Below are 17,995 nucleotides of genomic sequence, written 5' to 3'. Positions count from 1 at the left end.
GGTGACGAGCGAGGGCGAGGTTTCGTGAATGCCGCCGCCCAGGCCGCATTCACAGGTGCGTCACCGCCGCCGGACACTGTCACGTCGGCTGACGAGTGGGAGACGGCGGTTGACGTCACTTGTCTGGGTAGTTCGGATTCTCGGGCAGCAGTGGTGAAAAGATCACCTTGCCGTCCTTCCAGCGCGCCTGGTACTCGCTCTCGCCACCGGAATGACAGCACTGCGGATCCGTTGGCAGGTACACGGGATAGGACAGGGTGACCGTCTTTCCGTCCTGGCTTTTGATCGTTGACTGGGCGGCCGCGGCCACGTCGTAGCCGGCGTACTGGTTGCCGTAGAAGAAGAACACGGAAACGCATTTCCCATCGACGCTGCCGGTGCAGCGACCGTGGATCGCACGAAGGGGCCCACGGAGGTTCTTCAGAGTGCTGGCCTTGGTGTCGGCCGTGTATCCCAGGCGCTTGATGCGGAGCACCGCCCGGTCCACGTCGAAGGGCTCTCTTCCAACCTGTGAGGGCTTATCCGCCGACGGGCCCGTGGTGCCCCACAGGGAAACGGACGGGCTCGACTCCGGTTGAACCTTGTCCGCTGGCCCTCCGCACGCTGTCACCAGCGTCAGGCAGAGCACCGCCGCTGCGGCCGGGAAACTCACCGCTCGTCGCACGCCGTCACCCCGAGAAAGACCCGCTCCAGCATTCCGTACCGCATAGCTTTCAGGTCCTCCTGGGAGATGTTTCGTGTGACGTGTGAGCAAAGCTCGGCAGCCCAGCTACTGGCGGATGCCCGTCTCAGTTGGAAGACCACCGTGGTCCCGAAATCCGTCTCGGTCTCCTGGGTGGTGCTCACCGGCACGCTCAGCAACAGGCGCTCACCGTCGGGGGAGGGCACGACGGCCCGAACGTGAGCGGCTGCGGGTATACGGGTTCGAGTGATGAGCCCGCCGGGGCCCCACCGCTCCACGATGCCCTGCCTTACGCTGACTGTCTCGTCGCTGCCGGAGAGGAACATCGTGGCGCGGGCGACGTCTGGGGGGATGCTGTACTCACGCCGCCCACCCTTGGTATCCCATACTTCCGCACTCCCGTCTTTGCCGAGCAGCAGCAGACGCCGGCCGTCGCTGCTGAACCGCACAGCGTTCCGATCGGCGAGCGGAACGCGGGAGCTGGGGATGACGACGGTGACCCGCCGCCGGTCGCGGAGATCCCAGACCTCCACGCCGCGCAGGTCCGGGGTGGCCACGGCGATCCGCTCGGACGTGGAATCGGCTGCCAGAGTGGTTGCGTACCGACTCCGTTCGGCTCTCGAGTTCTCCCGGAACAGCAGCGTCTCACCCACCTTGCGGCCGGTTGTGACGTCCCATTGCGAGACGGCGCCTGCCACGAGGGCGACCAGCCGGCCGTGCCGGGTGAATCCCAGGCTACGGAGCTCCGTGTCCTGGGGCGCCGACCCGAGGGGCCGATCAAGGTGTATCCGCCGCAGTACCTCAAGGGAGGGCAGCTTGTAGAGCGTGACCAACTCCGCAGAGCTACCGTTCACGGCCAGCGTCTGTTCCTCGGCGTCGAACGCAAGCCGCGCGGACGTCTGGTACCCGCCCCGGCCTTTCGCTGCGATCCTCCGTCCGGTCGTCGGGTCCCAGACCGCGACGTCCCCGCCAGCGCCTACCGTGACCAGATAGCGGCCAGAAGGGGAGAAGTGCGCGGCCTCCTGGTCGCCGCCGGTGCTGAAGATGTCGGCGGTGGAGAGCGAGCCGGGCGCGGGGGCCGTGGCGACCAGTACTTCCGTCCCGCGGGCGAAGGCCATGCGGCGGCTCGCGCCAGCCAGGGCGTAGCGGGTGTAGCGGCCCTTGGTACCGTCCTCGGCCAGAACGAGAAGCCGTTGTCCGGTGGCGGTGTCGTGCACGGTCACAGCTCCGTTGCCGCGTGCCAGCACGACACGGTCGGAGATGCCGACCAACTCGCCGATCGTCATGTCTTCGGTGCTGCAAGCCAGGCCCTGGAAGAGGCGGGGCTCCGGCTTGTCGGCGGAGACATCGGTCAGCCGCCACTTGTCGTCGGCGCATATCGTGGCGACCGGGCGGGGACCCGGGGCGAACTCGGGCTCGTTGAAGCCGGGGACAGCCATCAGGCGCCCGGAGCCCGTGTCCCAGACGCCTTGGGACCGGACCCCCGGCCCGGAGGCCACGACGTGCTTGCCGTCCGCGGCGAAGACGAATCCAGTGGGTGAGCCCTCAAGCAGCGCTTCCAGGGTGACGGGTGCGGCGGTGGGCCGGTCGAGGTCCCAAACCTGGGCCCTGTCGTCGTTTGGAGGGTGGGCCAACAGGCGGCGTCCCGTGCGGTCGAAGCGCAGCTCGTCCACCGCCTGAGCGGTGCTGCTGGTGCTCATCGCGGCTCGTAGGGTCAGCAGGGTCCCCTTGGCGCGCAGGTCCCAGATCTTGATGCGGTTGCCGTCGCCTCCCAGGGCGAGCCGGGTGCCGTCGGGACTGACCGCGACGGCCGAGACGTCGTCCATGCGGACCATCAGGGAGGGGCCGTCGGCCCCGACACGCCATACCGACAGTCGGCCCGCAACGTTTCGTACCGCGATGACCTGGCCGGAGTCGTCCAGCGCTGTCTGAGCGACCTCCCCGCCCGCGGGCAGGATGGCGTCGTACGGGGCATCGGCCAGATAGCGGGTGAACAGGTTGTCGTGTGCTTGTTGGGTGGGCGCGGCGCGCCAGGCGGCGACGGACAGTAATGCGGCCTCTTCCCGATGGGAGTCCGCCTGGCCCTGGGCCTGTTGCACGAGGCCGGCCGACAATTCGGCGGCTTTGCTGCCACGTACCGAGTGCACTCCTATGCCGGCCAGGGTTCCCAGTACCGCAGTGACTGCCGCCGCGACGATGGCTTTGCGGGACCGCTGGCGCCGACGCCACTCATGGCCAGCCTGGAGGTATTGGCGTTCACTGTCGGGGATGTCGTCCGACCGGTCGCGCAGTTGCTCCCATGCCTGCTTGAGTTCGGAGCCGCGTAGCAGCAGGGCGTGGTCGCGGCCGCTTTGTTCCCAGCGCACGATGCGTTCGCGCACATGCTCCTGCCAGCTCCGAAAGTCGCGGTCGGCGTCGACCCAGGAGCGCAGCGCAGGCCAGTGTTCGAGTAGCGCTTCGTGGGCGAGAGCGACCGTCTCCATGCCGTCGGACGCGCGATCGAGGTGCACCAGACGCTGTACGGCGAGGAGCTGTGCGGCCTTCCAACAGGCGGGGTGCAGCTCGGTGCGGCGTGCGGTGCGCCCGGTGTCCACCGGGTTGTTCAAGCCTCCGTCGCCCGGGCGAACAAGTTGTACGAACAGTCGCCGCACCTCATCGTGCACGTCGCCCAGCCGCTCCTTGACGACACGTTCGGCATGCGACGCGAGGGCGCCCGCCACTCGGCCGATCTCCTCGTAGGCGGCATGCGTAAGGATGCCCTGACGCTGTTGCTCCCATAGCAGGGTGAGGGTGAATTCGAGTAGGGGCAGCGCGCCGGGGCTGCGGCCGGCGTCCGAGAGCAGTCGGTCGGCGAGCGAGTCCTCGAAACGTATGGCCCCGTGGAATGAGGCGATCGGGGACAGCACCACCTCACGGAGCTGGTCCTCGGCCAGGCGGTCGACGAGCACTGGCGACGCCTCGCACACCCGCTCCAGAACGGGGAAGCACTGCATGGCCTTCAGGAAGTCCAGTCGCAGGGCGAAAACCAGCCGCACCAATGGTCCGCCGTCAGCGGTGCGCCATCGGGTCATGGTCACCAATTGGTCGACCAACTCATCGGCCGCGTCGGGCGAACAGCGGAACAGCATCTCGAACTGATCTACGATTAGGGCGAGCTGGGTCGTTCCGGTGCGGGTGAGTAACTCCCTGACAATCGGAGCGGTCCCTCCCTCCCGAAGCCGTCCGGCGAGTCGTTCGGCCTGTTCGAGTCGGTCGAGCGGCTTGATGACGTCGTCCGGCGCGTTGAGTAAGGGGAGCAGGGCGGAAGCGAGCATGAACTCCGCTCGCAAGGCGGGTTCCGGGACCAGCGAGGCGATGCTGTAGTCCCCACGTTTGCGTAGCTGGGGTACGAGACCGGCGTGGATCAGCGATGACTTGCCAACTCCGGACACCCCGATGACAGGGACGATCGACGACGTGGTGACCGCCTCGGTCAACGCCTTTATCTGCTTGGCTCGCCCGAAGTAGTGGGTGGCGTCCTGCTCCCGGAACGACTCCAACCCACGGAACGGCGATGGCGGCGCGGCATGGCGACGCAGTTCAGGGTGAACCCCTAACAGGACGCCGGCGGTGATGGCGTAGGCCGCCCGTTGAAGGAACCTTCCGTCGGTGGCGACAACCATGCCGACCACACCCTTGAAGTGCTCGTCCCACAGTGGCGTGCCACTGAAGCCCTGTCGGATTTCGCAGGCACTGGTGCTCTCGAACTGCAGCCAGCCCCGTCCGCGGTCGTCCACGATCGTGCCGAGCGACCAGACGCCCTCGTCGTCGCCGGCCGGGAAGCCGAATGCCCGGAAAGGGTGGCCGCGCACTGTCTCAACGTCCAGCAGCCGCACAGGCTCAGCCCCAAGCGGCGGATCCTCATCAAGCGCGAGGACGGCAATGTCACCAGAGCCGTCCTCCGCGACGGGTATGTGTGTGATGAGCCGCGCGCTCTGTCGGCGGGCTGCTCGTCCGGCAAGGGGAAAGTCCAGATCGACGGTGAGCCCCACAGCGAGGGGACTCCCCTCCTGTTCTCCGGCGACGGCCGAAACCACATGCGCGCACGTAAGCACGATCCTGGGGCCCGCCAGAAAGCCAGCCCCCTGCGGCGTGGCCCACGCGCCACGCGCCCACAGGCGAGCAATCCCGGGATTGGGCGCAAGTCCGGGCACCGCTGCGTCCCCGCGCCCTTATCCCGCCGCGGCGCCGTCGCGCGCGGCGACGGCCTGGGTGATCGGTACAGCCTCCGGTTGCTGCCTGTCCCACTCCATAGTGAGGGTGAGTGACCCCTCGCCGGCGGCTTTGGCGAGAAAGACGCCCGCCTCCGCCGACAGCTTCAACCCAAGCTCAAGAGTGATCTTGTCAGGTTGCCGTGGCAGGTCGGTCACCTTGGCGAGTACAGCATGCGCGGCCTCGCGCACACTCTCCAGACCGCGCTCCAGCGTCTGGGATGCTTCAGCAACCATCCCACCGGGTCTGGCAACCCTGACCACCGCCTGCGGCCCGTTGTCGACCTCTACCAGCACAGAACCGCCGCTTTCCAGCGGCACCCTAAGCAATTCAGGCATCGAGCCCCCCGCCACCTACTGCGATGTGATGCGCGCCACCCTAGTTCCTGCAAGAGGTGCTCGTGCCCAGATCGGCAATTCACCAGGATGCGTACGGCCCGGCGGCACCGACCGGCCCACCTGCGCCGTTTACGTGGGCACCCGCTACCGGGGCACCGTCCACGCCCAGTTCGACAGTGGCCAGCACCGGCACGCGCAGACGCTCCGGGAACAGCACGTCCGCCTGGACGACCGCCATCCGCGCAATGCGCCGGCCCACCTTCTGGCGGGCAGACCACGAGCGCATCCGGCGATGGGCCGGCGGCATTATCACCGATCCCCGCCTGTACTCGACACCTCGCCCTCGGCCAGGCCGGGCCCGCGAGCGGGCTGTGGCCCGTCGCCGCGGGCCGGGTCGCCGCGGTCCTCGTCCTCCTGCCGGACGCGGCACGTCATGCCCGCCGCCTGAAGCTGCCGCCGGTGCGCTGCCCCCAGGCCGTCCTCATCGGGGCCGGGGCCGCCCTCGGCCCCGGGCTGTATCTGCTCGCGGTCCAGCGGCAGTTGCCGGCCGTAGCCGTCGTCCCGGCCTCCCTCTACCCGGCCCTTCCCGTGGTGCTCGGCCTCGTCCTGCTGCACGCGCGGATCAGCCGCCGTCAGGCGGTGGGGCTGCTGGGGGCGGGCGCCGCGACCGTGCTGCTCGCCCTGGGCTGAGGGGAGCACCCGGCCGCCGCGGGCCGCCGGGTTCATCCCCACGTGGCCGAGTAGTACTGCCGATACGCCTTGCGGTCCTGCTCCGCGCGGATCCACCGGGTCGCCACCAGGGCGACGAGGCTGCCCGCGATGACGAGCATCCCGGGGCCCACATTGCGCGGGTCGGTGAGGCGGCTCAGCAGCGTCGACACGTCGGTGCCCGTGATCGGCGCCGTCGAGCCCGGGGAGGCGGCACCACCCGGCGAGGCTGACGGTGCAGGCGCGGCGCCCGTGCCACCGGCCGACTTGGCCACGATCAGCTTGACTCCCAGCTCGGTCAGCGCCTTGGTCACCGGCTGGAAGAACGTTGTGCCGCCCGCCCTGCAGTCGCCGCTGCCGCCCGACGTCACGCCGAGCGCGACGCCGTCGGCGAACATCGGGCCTCCGCTGTCGCCCGGTTCGGCGCACACGTTCGTCTCGATGAGCCCCGTGACGGTGCCCTCGGGGTAGTTGACCGTCGCGTTGAGCGCGGTCACCTCTCCCTCGCGCAGTCCGCTGGTGCTGCCGCTGCGGAAGATCTTCTGCCCGACCTCCGCATCGGCGACGCCCGTGATCCGCACGCCCTTGCCGTCACCGACCGCCACGATGTCCGCGCCCTCGCCCGCGCGGCCGCTGTCGTACTTCACCAGGGAGTAGTCGTCGCCGGGAAAGCTGCCCTTGAGTGAGGTGCCGACCTGGTTCCGGCCACGGTCGTCGGCGAACCAGACGGACCCGTCGGGCCCGCAGTGCCCGGCCGTGAGGATGAAGTCGCTCGTCCCGTCGGTCACGTTGAACCCCGCCGAACAGCGCCCGGCGGTCGACAGGATGGGCTGTGCGCCGTTGATCCGTGTCGTGAACGTGCCCTCGGTGCGCTCCATGCGCACGAAGGAGCCGATGCCCTCGGCGACCTCGGTCATCCGGGACCAGTCGGAGGCGGAGACGGTGCTGTCGCCCCGCACCACCACCTGGTTGCTCTTGTAGTCCAGGGCCCACGAGGTTCCGGAGACCCGGGGGGCCGAACGCAGGGCCGCCGCCGCGGACTTGAGGTCGCTCATGCTGTGGCTGACCATCTTGGCCCGTGCGCCGGCACGCTTCACCTCGGCGGCCGCCTTCTCGTCGGTGACGGCGACGACCGGCCGTCCCGCCGAGTCCACCCAGCTGCCGGCCGTGCGGGAGTTCCCGAGCCGGGACACCAGGTCGGTGCCCTCACCGGTCGCCGGTGGCGCGGTGAACGGGACGCCGATGGACGGGGCCGGGGGCTCGCTCGCCACGGCGTTGGTGACCATCGCTCCTCCGAGGAGGAGTCCGCCGACGGCCGCCAGCCGTGTCACTCGCCGGACGACCCGCCGTCGTGCGTGCCTCATGCATGGCTCCCGAACCCGAACATCACGGTGCGAACACCGCGGAGCCCTCCTTGAGTTGAGTGCCCCTCATCCATACGGGGCGGAGCCGCGCCGTGTTCATCGCACCGGTGATCCCTTCGGCCTCACCCGGCCACCGGGGCCCCGAGCAGGGTCCCGCTGCGCGCGTCTCCCCACACCGAGTCCGGATCGACATAGGGCCGCAGCAAGGCAGTGAGCGCCGGGTCCCCGCGGCCGTTCAGCTCGTCGGAGGCGATCTTGCGGGCGATCCCGGCGAGGAAGTCCGCGACCTGCACCCGCGCGTCGTCGCGTGCGACGACGAGCCGCACCCCGGTCAGGCCGATCCCAGCCCGCCGGGCCGCCCCCTCGATCCACGCGATGCGCTCCGGCGTCAGCATGTTCTGCCGGTCGTGCACGAGTCGGAGCGGCCGTCCGTCCCCGTTCCAGAGCGCGGCCGTCGCCACGATCGCCGGGAGCAGCGGATTGAGCAGCGGGATCAGGGGCGGCCCGTACCGCAACCCCTCCCGGTAGGACACCGCGCGGGACCGGGTCGCGGCGAGCCGCTCCAGGATCCATGCCGCGTCCGTCCGTGGATACGCGCGCCGCAGGGCGTCGACCGTGCCGTAGAAGGCCTCCACCGGGTCCCCGTCGTGGCGCACCCGCAGCAGTCGGTTGGCGGCTTCCAGGAACGCCCGCCAGCCGTCCTCCCCGAAGGCCGGGCGCCCGACGCGGAACAGGGCGATCGCCTCGGCCCGGTCGCCCAGCAGCAGGCCGACGGCCCGGTCCACCACGAAGAAGCTCTTCTCCATGAGGTGCACCCGTGCCTGCCCGTGGATCGGCCCCTCCGGCGCGAGCAGCCACTCCAGCACCGCTCGGTGTTTCTCCCGCAACAGGTGGTTCGCCTTGTACTCCTCGGCCGGTGACCGGATCCGGTCCCGGATCTCTCCCACCGTCGCCGCGGCCGACGCCACGGACAGCGAGACACCGGCGTGCGCGAACACGTCGGTGTTCCCGCCGGTGAGGTTCTCACCGTCCGACCCCGACTCGTCGCACGCGATCTCCAGTGCCGCGCCCGCCGCACCGCCCCGCTCCCGGTCCGCGAGATTCCCGCTCACCGCACAGCCCCCTATCGTGTGCCCATGACCAGGATCCCGCAGGAGTCGTCCGGTGAACCGAATCCCCTGCAGGCCCTCACGCTGGACCGCCTCCGGCAGCGCACCAGCGTCAAGTGGCGCACGTATCCCGAGGACGTCCTGCCGCTGTGGGTGGCCGAGATGGACGTTCCGCTCGCCGAGCCCGTCGTGCGGGCCGTCACCGACGCGCTGCACCTGGGTGACACCGGCTACCCGGCCGGCACCGCCTACGCGGAGGCCCTGGCCGCCTTCGCCGGGAAACGCTGGGGCTGGCACGGGCTCGCCGTGGAGCGCGCCGCGATCGTGCCCGACGTCATGCTGGGCGTCGTCGAGATGCTCAAACTGGTCACCGGCCCCGGCGACACGGTGATCGTCAACCCGCCCGTGTACCCGCCGTTCTACCCCTTCGTGGAACACATGGACCGGCGGGTGGCCGAGGCCCCGCTCGGCGCGGACGGGCGGATCGACCTCGATGTCCTGGAGGACGCCTTCCGGCAGGCCGTGGCGGGTGGGCGGCGGGCCGCACACCTGCTGTGCAGCCCTCACAACCCGACCGGCACCGTGCACACCGCCGAGGAACTGTCCGCCGTCGCCGGGCTCGCCGAGCGGTACGGCGTGCGCGTCGTCGCCGACGAGATCCACGCCCCGCTCGTGCTCGGCGGAGCCGGTTTCGTGCCGTATCTGAGCGTGCCGGGCGCCGAGCGCGGCCTGTCCTTGATGTCGGCCTCGAAGGGCTGGAACCTGCCCGGGCTCAAGGCCGCCCTCGCGATCGCCGGGCCCGGTGCCGCCGCCGACCTGGACCGGATGCCCGAGGAGGTGGGACACGGCCCCAGTCACGTCGCCGTCATCGCCCACACCGCCGCCCTGCGCGACGGCGTCACCTGGCTGGACGCCCTGCTGGCCGGTCTCGACGGCAACCGGCGGCTGCTCGCGGACCTGCTGGCCGAGCACCTGCCCGCGATCCGCTACCGGCCCGGCGACGCCACCTACCTGGCCTGGCTCGACTGCCGCGCCCTCGGGCTCGGCGACGACCCGGCCGACGTCTTCCTGCGCCGCGGCCGCGTCGCCCTCAACTCCGGCCTCCCCTTCGGCTCCGGCGGCACCGGACACGTCCGCCTCAACCTCGCGGCCTCGACGGAGGTGCTCACGGAGGCGGTGGGCAGAATGACGGCGGCGTTGCGCTGAAAGCGGGGACCCGCTCGTACACTTCCCGCCATGGGCGACAGGACATTGGACGAACTCGGCGCGGGCAAGTACCTGCTGATCACCAGCTACCGCAAGAACGGTACGCCGGTCGCCACCCCCGTCTGGGTGGTACGCGACGGGGACGCGCTCGGTGCCTGGACGTCGGCCGAGTCCTGGAAGGTGAAGCGGATCCGCAACCGCGCCGACGTGCTGGTGGGCCCCTGCGACCTGCGCGGCAACCCCACCGGCGGCCAGGTGCCCGCGACGGCGGAGATCTGCGACCCGGCCACCACCGCCCGCTACCGGAAACTGATCGCCCGCAAGTACGGCCTGACGGGCCGGCTGACCCTGCTCGGCAGCCGGCTGCGCCGGGGCCCGGACGGCACCGTGGGGATCCGTCTCACCCTCTGACCTCGGCAAGCGCTTTCGGCCGCAGGGAGTGGACGCACCGTGCGCGGGAAAGCACACCTGCCATGAGTCGAATTCCCGTCCTGCGCGCAGCCGTCGTCGGCACCGGCCACCGGGCCCAGCTGTTCACCCGCGGCCTCGCCGAACCCACCGAACGCGACGGAGCGCTCGCCCTCGCGGTCGGGCTGGCGGCCAACCGGAGCTTCGAGACGGGCGGGCCGGTGCGCACCGACGAGCTGCTCGCCGGCTGAGGGAGGCTCAGCTCCAGGCCCGGTACGGCTCGTCCAGCAGCTGGAAGACAGGCTCGCCCCGCACCGGGTCCTTGGCCGTGGACAGCCGTACCCGGTCCCCGCTGTGGATGCCGATCGGCGGGCCCATCACCCGGCCGCGCACCACGAACCCCTCGGCCATCTCGATCTGCGACACGTTCCGTGCCGCCGGGGTGTTGCGGTGCACCACCGTGGAGTGGCGGACGGTGCCCGTGCCCTCGGCGCGCTCCGTGCGCAGTTCACTGCCCCGGCAGACCGGACACAGCAGCCGGTGGTACATGGCGGTGCCGCACCAGGTGCAGCGCTGGAAGAGGATGGCCTCCGCGTTCTGGCCCCTCGGGTCGAGCAGACCCGTCGCGGAGCCGGCTGCCTGCTGAGCGACGCTTCCTGAGTGGTACACGCTGGTCAACTCCCTGCACTCGGCCGGAATCCGCGCACGCGATCACCCGCGCACACGTGTGCGCGGTTCGCCGTGCCACCGTGCACGCAGCACAGAGTATGGCACTCAGTGCCACTCGTAAAGGCACTCCGTACCCTCAATGTGCGGGGTCTCAGCCCCGCCCCAGCGTCGTCTCGATCTCCTGCACGACCCGCCACAGGGGCGCCCCGCGCCGTGACACGACGACCACCACGTCCTCCGGCTGCTCCCCGGCCGGCGGCACGGGCCCGCCGCCGAACGCCGCCTGCACATAGGCCATCGCGTGGTCGACCGCCGCGCTCGCCTCGCCCTGCCCGTCCGAACGCAGCCACGACCGCAGTGCGTTGTTGTGCGCCGCGACCACCGCCGCCGCGATCACGTCGGCCTGCAGCGTGCCGTCCCGGCGGGCGGCGAAGCGCCGGCGCAGGTACTCGGCGAGAGCCCGCTCGTAGCGCCACACCACCGACAGCTCATAGGCGCGCAACCCGGGCACCTGCTTGGTGAGGCGGTAGCGCTGCACCGAGAACGTCGGGTTCTCGGCGTACATCCGCAGCACCAGCCGGGCCGCGGCGCAGACCCGCCCCACGGGTTCGTCGTCGTCGCCGCCGTCGGCGAGGAAGGCCGTCATGTCGGCCAGGCACCGCTCGTGGTCCGGGAAGACCACGTCCTCCTTGGAGGGGAAGTAGCGGAAGAACGAGCGCCGTCCGACACCGGCGAGCGCCACGATGTCGTCGACGGTGGTCTGCTCGTACCCCCGCTCCAGGAACAGCTGGAAGGCCGCCGCCACCAGGGCGTCCCGCATGGGTGGCTTTCCGGCGCCGGTCTCGGCCTTCTCGGAACTCATGAGCGGGAACGTAGCACCCATAAGGCACCTGATGGCACTCAGTGCACTCCTGGGGAGGTACTGAGTGCTCTTCCCGCCGAGCCGATCGGCCTCTGAACCGGAGGCGCGGCAGCCGCGTATCTAGCGGCAGGACGATCCTCGAAGCGGGGGCCCTGGACCCGGACGAAGGAGAGCAGCGTGTCGACACCGTCCGAGCCCCGGCCGCCGCACGACGGCCCGGCCCTCGAACCCATCCGCGTCCTGCGGCCCCGCCGCACCGACGCCCTCGCGGAACTGATGCGGGAGTTCCGCCAGGACACCGGCCAGGAGGACAGCGGCTACGAGTCCGTCGCGCTCCCGGGGAGGCCACCGCCCGGCTCCGAGGCCCTGACCCGGGAACGTCCGCCCGTCGCCCGCGCGACCCGCCCGCCGACGGAGGCCGCACCGCCGGGGGCCGGACTGCGCCGCGCCGCCGTCGTCGTGGCCGTCCTCGCCGCCGCCGTGATCGGCTTCGGCGGCGCGCTCCTGCTCCGCGGCGAGCCCGTGGACGCCGGCGCCGCGCCCGCGCCCCACCCGCCCCGGTCCGCCGCCCCCGCGCCTGACCCCACCCCCACACCGCCCGCCACGGCAGCCGTGGACCCCGACGGCACGGGCACCCTGCGCGAGGGGGCGAGCGGCCCCGAGGTGACCGAACTCCAGCAGCGTCTCCTGCGCATCCCGGACGTCTACCGGGACGGCTCCACCAGCGGCAGCTACGACCCCGCCCTCACCGCGGCGGTCGCCCGATTCCAGCTCTGGTACGGCATCCGCGGCGACGAGACCGGCGTCTACGGCGATGACACCCGGGCCGCGCTGGAGTCCCGCACCGATGTGTGACCATGGCCGGCATGGACGAGTTCATCGACCGGCTGAACCCCGACATGTACGTGGTCACGGCCGCCGCGGGCGGTGAGCGGGCGGGCTGCCTGGTCGGCTTCGCCTCGCAGTGCTCGATGCGGCCCGTGCGGTTCGTCGTCTGGCTCTCCGAGCTCAACCACACCTTCCGGGTGGCGCGGAACGCCGAAGTCCTCGCCGTGCACCTGCTCGGCCGGGAACAGCACGGCCTCGCCGAGTTGTTCGGCGGGCACACCGGCGACCGAACCGACAAGTTCCAGGACGTCCGCCTGCGGGAGGCGTACGGCGGGGCCCTCGTCCTGGAGGACGCGCCGGCCTGGTTCGTCGGCCGGATCGTGACGCGCGCCGGCGGCGGCGACCACATCGGCTTCGTCCTCGACCCGGTCGAGTGGGGCGGGCACGAGGACTGTGACGGGCCGCTGCTGCGCCTTTCCGACGCCCTCACCATCGACCCCGGTCACCCGGTCGACTGACGCCGCTGCCCGTCCCTCGAACGCAGGGCAAGGGCTGGGGAAAGCAGCGGCACGGCGGGGCCACCCGGCGTCACCCTGGGCCGGGGCGACGCACGGCGCCCGAACCGCCGCGAACCGAAGGCCACGCCCATGAACGGCTCCCGCATCCCGGGCCTGGTGCTGCCCATCCTGTTCCTGCTGGCCCTGCTCGTGGGCCTGTGGTGGTACTGGAGGCACCGCGGGGACTCGTGAGGTGGCTTCGCCCCTACCGTTCCCGCCCCCCGGGAACCCGGACGTCCACCACGCACACGTCGTCCCGCCGCTCGCCCGGCAGCATCCGCGCGAGCAGCGGCCGCAGCGACCCGGGCTCGTCGCCGTGCGGAGCCGCCACCGCCTCGGCGAGCTGCTCCAGGCCCCGGTCGATGCTGTCCGGGGGGTGCTCGACCAGGCCGTCGGTGTACAGGATGAGCCGGTCGCCCGGATCGAGACGGCACTGCGCCTCCTGGTAGACCGGCGTGGCGGTCGCCCCGAGCACCATGCCGCTGGGGCGCCGCAGGTACCGTGCCTCGCCGTCGCGCAACAGCAGCGGCGGGGGATGCCCCGCCTGGGCCCAGATCAGGCGCCTGCTGCGGGGGTCGTAGCGGGCCAGCACCATCGTGGCGCTGGCGTGGGAATCGCGCGAGTGCAGCAGCAGCGTGTTCAGCCGGGCGAGCGCGCCGGTCAGCGACGAGCCCGTGATGACCATGCCCTTCGCGGTGAACCGGAGCTGGGCCATCGTGGCCACGGCGTCGACCCCGTGCCCGGCGACGTCGCCGACCACCAGCAGCGCGTCGCCGTCGGGAAGTTCGATGGCACTGAACCAGTCACCGCCGACGTGCACGCCCGACTGGGCCGGCAGATAGGCGACCTCGACGCGCAGCCCGGCCAGGTGCACGGGCCGGTTGGCCATCGGCAGCAGCGCGTGCTGGAGCCGGGAGACCAGGGTCCGCTCGGCCTGGAGTACGTCGTGCTGCGTCAGGATCGCCCGCTCGCTCTCGACCAGCGCCAGCTCCGCCCGCCGCCGGGCGGTCATGTCCTGTACGAAGCCGTGCACCTCGACGGGCGTGCCGTGCCGGTCGGCCACCGCCTCGGCCACCAGCCGCAGGTGCCGGACGACGCCGCTCGTCCGGATCCGCAACGGCACGTCGAACGGACGCCCCTCGTGGAGGAGAGCGTCGACGGCGCGGGTCAGCGCGGGTGTGTCCTGCGGCAACGCGAGCTCCGGCACCTCGGACAGGCCCACCGGACCGCGCCCGGGGTCCCGGCCGAGGAGGGAGAACACCTGGGTCGACCAGGAGGCCTCCTGTGTGACCAGGTTCCAGTTCGCCCAGCCGAGATTGCCCAGCCGTTGCAGGTCCGCCAGCCGCTGCTCCTGCCGGTCGGAGGAACCGTGCCGGATCCACGAGACGACGAGGGCGTCGCCCAGCGGCGCGACCCGGGTCGTGTACAGCGACAGTTCGGCGACGCCCGCCACGACCTCTTCGTGCGCGAACGGCTCGCCCTCGTACGCCTTCCCGGTGGCCAGCACCCGCAGGCAGCCCCGCCACAGCGGCTCGGCGGTCAGGGTCGGCCGCAATTCCAGCAGCCGCCGCCCGGCCGGCTCCTCACCGGTCCGGCCCAGCAGGTCGCCCACCTGCGCGGTGGCGGCCTCCACCCGGAAGTCCTCGATCTCATCCGTCGCCGCCCGCAGCGGCGTGAGCAGCATCGCCGCTACCGGCAGCGCCTCGAACAGCGCCTGCACCGCGCCCGAGGCGGCGACCGAGCCCCGCTGGGGCGGGGTGTCGAAGGCGCGCAACCGGCCGGCACACAGCCTGGTGAGGCCCCGCAGGTGGGCGCGGTCGCGCGCGGTGAAAACCCCGGCACGGCCGCGTAGCACGCCGATGCAGACCTCGGCCGGGCCCGCGGTGCGCACCGGCAGCCAGGCACGCGAGCGCCACCGGCCGGGAGGGTCGCCGATGAGCAGGTACTGCCGCTCGTCCGCGGCGAAGTCCTCCAGCCAGCGTGGCTCGCCCGCTCGCAGCGCGTCCAGCGCGGCCATTCCGCTCAGCGGCGGTACCTGGCGCCACTGGGCCGCCAGTTTGTCGTCGACGCCCGCGTGGCCGATCAGCCCGAGACCGCCGTCGGGCCTGCGTGCGTAGATCAGGACCGCGTCCGCCGACATGTCGGGGCCGAGATGCTCCAGCAGACACCGGGCGAGGTCGTGCGGTGTCATCACCTGGACGAGGGCCTTGCCGAGGCGGGCCAGGGCGGCGGCGACGTCGTCCGGCACGGCCGAATGCTCCAGGACGGCGGCCTCGGAACCGGGGACCTCGATGCCGACGGCCACGCTGGGGCCGGTCGGCGCCGGGGCGAGGCCGCCGAGCGTGATCCAGCACTCCTCCAGCAGGGTGTGACGGGCGGCCTTGGCCCGCTGGAGCAACTGCTCGCCCGCCGTATCGGCGGTACACCCGGTCAGCGCCATTACCGCGCCCTTGGCCCGTTCCACGACAGCCGAGGTGGCCGCCTGGTCGCGCAGCCGGTCCAGCTCGGCGCGCTGCCGGGCGACTATCCTGGCCAGTTCGGCCAGGTCCGGTGCGGCACCGGGCTGCCCCGGCGTCACGGGCTCGCTCGTCACGCGTTGAGCATTGCACACCTGGCCCGAGGGGAAGAACGCCTTGTGCGCACCTATTGATCGCCGGCCTCGGGCAGCCCCTGGTCACATCGGCCTCGCGGGCACGGTCAGTGGCCGTCGTGCGGATACAGCCACAGCCGCAGCAGCCGGCTGAGCCGTGGCATCACCAGATAGGTCAGGACCGGCAGCAGGATCAGCGGGAAGACGGCGGCCCGCACGGGAAGGGGCCAGCCGGTGGTGTGGGGCGTCACCAGCCACTGGACGAGCAGGGTGAAGGGGTACGCGCCGAGGAAGGTCGTGAGGACCATCTTCCACCGGGGCGGGGCCTGCACGGTGGTGCCCGGCAGACCGAACCAGGTCTCCATCCCGCTCGTCGACTGGCGTTCGCTGCTGACTTCGGTGGCGATGTCCCCGATCCGCCGGTGCCAGTGCGCGCGCTCCTCGGACTTCAGCCAGGCGGCCAGCCGGTGCTGGTCGGACCAGCGCAGCACCGCGTGGTAGCGGTGGCCGTCCTCGGGTGCCAACCAGGAGACGCCCTCGTTGCCGGGGAACTGTCTGGCGCAGCGGGTGATGCCGTGCGTCCACTCCTCGAAGCGCTGCTCCCGGCCGGGGCGCACCTGCCAGGTGAGGACGGTGGTCACCGGTTCGCCGCGCCGGACTTCCGTGGTGCTCATTCACCCACGGGTGCCACGAGACGGCCTGGTCATGCCCGCCCGCTCAGGGCTGGCGGTTCGCCTCCACCAGGGCCTGGGTGACCGCGCGGACGCTGCGCGCGATGTGCTGGAGCTGCATGACCTCGGCCGCGTACAGCTTGATCGTGTGCTCGATGACGCCCTCGTGCAGGCCGAGTCCGGGCAGGTCGGCGCGGGCGGTCTGGAGGGCGGTGCGGGCGACCCGGATCTCGTTCTGGACCTGGATCTGGGCATGCCGTGCGAGGAGGACGGGGTGCCGGATGAACACCGGGTATCCGGCGTAACGCGTGGGCACCAGCTCGCGCAGCCACTTGGCCGCCGAGCGCTCCCAGTCGTAGCTGCCTGGCATCTTGACCTGGCAGGGCCAGTCCGGGCTGATGCGCGTGGTCGTCAGGGGCATGATCATCGCTCTCGGGTGTGCGGCGTCGTGAGGGTGGACGACGAGTCGGGGCGGCCCCGGCCTAGGGGATGACCGGGGCCGCCACGAACACCCGGGACGCCGGAGTGGGTAGGACCCGGCTCCACGGGTGGGAAACGGATCCGGAACAACCGGGTCGCGATCCGTGAGCAGTATTTATATATGCCAACCGGTTTGCAAGGAGCATGAAAACATTCATGCGCGCTTTGTTGTGGATGCTCCCGCTGTGGACCGGAGTGTGCTCCTCAGTCCCGGAGGAAGAACTGGTGCTGGTCGGCGACCTGCTCGTACTCCTCCAGCCGGGCCTGCGTGCGCTCCGGATCCGCGTCCGTCATGGCCTGCAGCAGCGCCGAGCACATCACGCCCGGAGCCGCGTAGGAGTCGAAGACCAGTCGCGAACCGGTCCCCAGGGCGAAGACGACGTCCGCCTCGTCCGCGAGCGGCCCGAGCGCCAGGTCGGTGATCAGGGCGACCTTGAGCCCGGCGCCCCGCGCGACCCGCACGGCCGTCAGGGTCTCCTGGGCGTGCCGGGGCATGGAGAACGCCAGCACCCATGTACCGCCCGCCTCACGCGACTGCAGCAGCGCGTCGTAGGCGACGCTGCCGCCCCGCGTCACCAGCCGTACGTCCGGATGGATCCGGCGGGCGGCGTAGGCGAAGTACTCCGCCAGCGAAACCGAGATGCGCAGGCCGAGGACCGTCAGGGGGGCGGACGAGGAGAGCTTGCGGCCGACGTCGATGACCACGTTCGGGTCGGCGAGGTCGCGCCGCAGATTCTCCAGGTTCTCGATCTCGGCGTCGACGGCCGCCTGCAGTTCGTTACCCCGGTTCTCGTCGGCGGCACCGACGGCGAGGGTGCCCAGCGCGATCGACTGGAGCTTCTCCCGCAGCGCGGGGTATCCGCTGAAGCCGACGGCGGAGGCGAACCGCGTCACCGAGGGCTGGCTGACGCCGACCCGGTCCGCGAGATCCGTGATCGACAGGAACGCCGCCTCGGTGATGTGCTCGATCAGGTACTGCGCGATGCGCCGTTGCCCGGGGGACAGCCGGGGCCGGTCGAAGAGCGCCCGGAGCTGGGCGGACGGGGAGACCTCCGCTTCGGGGGCGGCTTTCCCCGAGGTGATCGCGGATGCCTGTGCGCGTGCCTGCTGCGGCGATGGCACCGGTGCGCCTCCTTCGTCTCCCACGGACGTTCAACATAGCTCACCCACCGTGGTGACCAGGGCTTCTTCCGGGAGCATGAGCTGCCCCGCACGGGGTTACCCGTCCGCCGGGCGGGAACCCGCCGCTCCACACGATCCCGAGAGGAGCCA

At 71.4% G+C, this 17,995-nt stretch carries 18 protein-coding genes; 6 read left to right on the top strand and 12 right to left on the bottom strand.

What is annotated here, in order from left to right:
• Positions 1-115: 115 nt before the first annotated feature.
• From ACIQHQ_RS19320 to ACIQHQ_RS19305, 4 genes are all read right to left on the bottom strand, one after another.
• Complete coding sequence (locus ACIQHQ_RS19320) at positions 116-664, bottom strand: LppP/LprE family lipoprotein (protein WP_402613112.1); 549 nt, start codon at positions 662-664, stop codon at positions 116-118.
• Positions 649-4,875: a trypsin-like peptidase domain-containing protein gene (locus ACIQHQ_RS19315; protein WP_402613111.1), complete on the bottom strand. Its 4,227-nt coding sequence runs from the start codon at positions 4,873-4,875 to the stop codon at positions 649-651. The genes ACIQHQ_RS19320 and ACIQHQ_RS19315 overlap by 16 nt, the downstream gene beginning before the upstream one ends.
• 18 nt (positions 4,876-4,893) lie before the next feature.
• Positions 4,894-5,271 carry a CU044_2847 family protein gene (locus tag ACIQHQ_RS19310; RefSeq protein WP_402613110.1) on the bottom strand — a complete coding sequence of 126 codons (378 nt, stop codon included), beginning with the start codon at positions 5,269-5,271 and terminating at the stop codon, positions 4,894-4,896.
• A 79-nt stretch (positions 5,272-5,350) separates the two neighbouring features.
• Entirely contained in the window at positions 5,351-5,557 is a 207-nt protein-coding gene (locus ACIQHQ_RS19305; RefSeq protein ID WP_402613498.1) for a hypothetical protein, read from the bottom strand.
• A gap of 29 nt (positions 5,558-5,586) precedes the next feature.
• On the opposite strand from ACIQHQ_RS19305, the gene ACIQHQ_RS19300 reads away from it, so the two are divergent.
• Positions 5,587-5,961 (top strand): EamA family transporter, encoded by a 375-nt coding sequence (locus ACIQHQ_RS19300; protein ID WP_402613455.1) that lies wholly within the window; start codon positions 5,587-5,589, stop codon positions 5,959-5,961.
• A 32-nt stretch (positions 5,962-5,993) separates the two neighbouring features.
• Here the strand turns inward: ACIQHQ_RS19300 and ACIQHQ_RS19295 are convergent, their stop codons facing one another.
• Complete coding sequence (locus tag ACIQHQ_RS19295) at positions 5,994-7,343, bottom strand: S1 family peptidase (protein ID WP_402613109.1); 1,350 nt, start codon at positions 7,341-7,343, stop codon at positions 5,994-5,996.
• Between the two features lie 122 nt (positions 7,344-7,465).
• Positions 7,466-8,455 (bottom strand): hypothetical protein, encoded by a 990-nt coding sequence (locus ACIQHQ_RS19290; protein ID WP_402613108.1) that lies wholly within the window; start codon positions 8,453-8,455, stop codon positions 7,466-7,468.
• Between the two features lie 24 nt (positions 8,456-8,479).
• On the opposite strand from ACIQHQ_RS19290, the gene ACIQHQ_RS19285 reads away from it, so the two are divergent.
• The 3 genes from ACIQHQ_RS19285 to ACIQHQ_RS19275 all read left to right on the top strand — a co-directional run bounded on the left by ACIQHQ_RS19285 (position 8,480) and on the right by ACIQHQ_RS19275 (position 10,317).
• A complete protein-coding gene (locus tag ACIQHQ_RS19285; protein ID WP_402613107.1) occupies positions 8,480-9,658 on the top strand; it encodes a MalY/PatB family protein in 1,179 nt (392 codons plus the stop codon).
• 30 nt (positions 9,659-9,688) lie between these two features.
• Positions 9,689-10,069 (top strand): PPOX class F420-dependent oxidoreductase, encoded by a 381-nt coding sequence (locus ACIQHQ_RS19280; protein WP_402613106.1) that lies wholly within the window; start codon positions 9,689-9,691, stop codon positions 10,067-10,069.
• A 62-nt stretch (positions 10,070-10,131) separates the two neighbouring features.
• Positions 10,132-10,317 (top strand): hypothetical protein, encoded by a 186-nt coding sequence (locus ACIQHQ_RS19275; protein WP_402613105.1) that lies wholly within the window; start codon positions 10,132-10,134, stop codon positions 10,315-10,317.
• 7 nt (positions 10,318-10,324) lie between these two features.
• Here the strand turns inward: ACIQHQ_RS19275 and ACIQHQ_RS19270 are convergent, their stop codons facing one another.
• A complete protein-coding gene (locus tag ACIQHQ_RS19270) occupies positions 10,325-10,735 on the bottom strand; it encodes a zinc ribbon domain-containing protein (protein ID WP_390993364.1) in 411 nt (136 codons plus the stop codon).
• Positions 10,736-10,886: 151 nt separating this feature from the next.
• The gene (locus ACIQHQ_RS19265; protein WP_402613104.1) at positions 10,887-11,597 is read right to left on the bottom strand and encodes a TetR family transcriptional regulator; all 711 of its coding nucleotides are present in this window, start codon (positions 11,595-11,597) and stop codon (positions 10,887-10,889) included.
• Positions 11,598-11,774: 177 nt separating this feature from the next.
• Here ACIQHQ_RS19265 and ACIQHQ_RS19260 point away from each other — a divergent pair, with 177 nt between their 5' ends.
• Complete coding sequence (locus ACIQHQ_RS19260; protein ID WP_402613103.1) at positions 11,775-12,452, top strand: peptidoglycan-binding protein; 678 nt, start codon at positions 11,775-11,777, stop codon at positions 12,450-12,452.
• 2 nt (positions 12,453-12,454) lie between these two features.
• Complete coding sequence (locus tag ACIQHQ_RS19255; protein ID WP_402613102.1) at positions 12,455-12,943, top strand: flavin reductase family protein; 489 nt, start codon at positions 12,455-12,457, stop codon at positions 12,941-12,943.
• 244 nt (positions 12,944-13,187) lie between these two features.
• On the opposite strand, the gene ACIQHQ_RS19250 is transcribed toward ACIQHQ_RS19255, so the two are convergent.
• From ACIQHQ_RS19250 to ACIQHQ_RS19235, 4 genes are all read right to left on the bottom strand, one after another.
• Positions 13,188-15,575 carry a SpoIIE family protein phosphatase gene (locus ACIQHQ_RS19250; protein WP_402613101.1) on the bottom strand — a complete coding sequence of 796 codons (2,388 nt, stop codon included), beginning with the start codon at positions 15,573-15,575 and terminating at the stop codon, positions 13,188-13,190.
• Positions 15,576-15,679: 104 nt separating this feature from the next.
• A complete protein-coding gene (locus tag ACIQHQ_RS19245) occupies positions 15,680-16,246 on the bottom strand; it encodes an antibiotic biosynthesis monooxygenase (RefSeq protein ID WP_402613100.1) in 567 nt (188 codons plus the stop codon).
• Between the two features lie 43 nt (positions 16,247-16,289).
• Complete coding sequence (locus ACIQHQ_RS19240) at positions 16,290-16,670, bottom strand: hypothetical protein (protein ID WP_390993354.1); 381 nt, start codon at positions 16,668-16,670, stop codon at positions 16,290-16,292.
• 257 nt (positions 16,671-16,927) lie between these two features.
• Complete coding sequence (locus ACIQHQ_RS19235; protein ID WP_402613099.1) at positions 16,928-17,845, bottom strand: MurR/RpiR family transcriptional regulator; 918 nt, start codon at positions 17,843-17,845, stop codon at positions 16,928-16,930.
• Positions 17,846-17,995: the final 150 nt, after the last annotated feature.

This window comes from Streptomyces sp. NPDC092370, assembly GCF_044755265.1.
GTDB lineage: Bacteria > Actinomycetota > Actinomycetes > Streptomycetales > Streptomycetaceae > Streptomyces.
This window is presented reverse-complemented; position numbering and strand designations above follow the sequence as displayed.

Excerpts from the sequence above, each read along its gene's own strand:
- ACIQHQ_RS19295 (WP_402613109.1), bottom strand. The coding sequence starts at position 7,343 with ATGAGGCACGCACGACGGCGGGTCGTCCGGCGAGTGACACGGCTGGCG.
- ACIQHQ_RS19280 (WP_402613106.1), top strand. The coding sequence starts at position 9,689 with ATGGGCGACAGGACATTGGACGAACTCGGCGCGGGCAAGTACCTGCTG.
- ACIQHQ_RS19245 (WP_402613100.1), bottom strand. The coding sequence starts at position 16,246 with ATGAGCACCACGGAAGTCCGGCGCGGCGAACCGGTGACCACCGTCCTC.
- ACIQHQ_RS19275 (WP_402613105.1), top strand. The coding sequence starts at position 10,132 with ATGAGTCGAATTCCCGTCCTGCGCGCAGCCGTCGTCGGCACCGGCCAC.
- ACIQHQ_RS19265 (WP_402613104.1), bottom strand. The coding sequence starts at position 11,597 with ATGAGTTCCGAGAAGGCCGAGACCGGCGCCGGAAAGCCACCCATGCGG.
- ACIQHQ_RS19240 (WP_390993354.1), bottom strand. The coding sequence starts at position 16,670 with ATGATCATGCCCCTGACGACCACGCGCATCAGCCCGGACTGGCCCTGC.
- ACIQHQ_RS19310 (WP_402613110.1), bottom strand. The coding sequence starts at position 5,271 with ATGCCTGAATTGCTTAGGGTGCCGCTGGAAAGCGGCGGTTCTGTGCTG.
- ACIQHQ_RS19255 (WP_402613102.1), top strand. The coding sequence starts at position 12,455 with ATGGCCGGCATGGACGAGTTCATCGACCGGCTGAACCCCGACATGTAC.
- ACIQHQ_RS19285 (WP_402613107.1), top strand. The coding sequence starts at position 8,480 with ATGACCAGGATCCCGCAGGAGTCGTCCGGTGAACCGAATCCCCTGCAG.
- ACIQHQ_RS19305 (WP_402613498.1), bottom strand. The coding sequence starts at position 5,557 with ATGCGCTCGTGGTCTGCCCGCCAGAAGGTGGGCCGGCGCATTGCGCGG.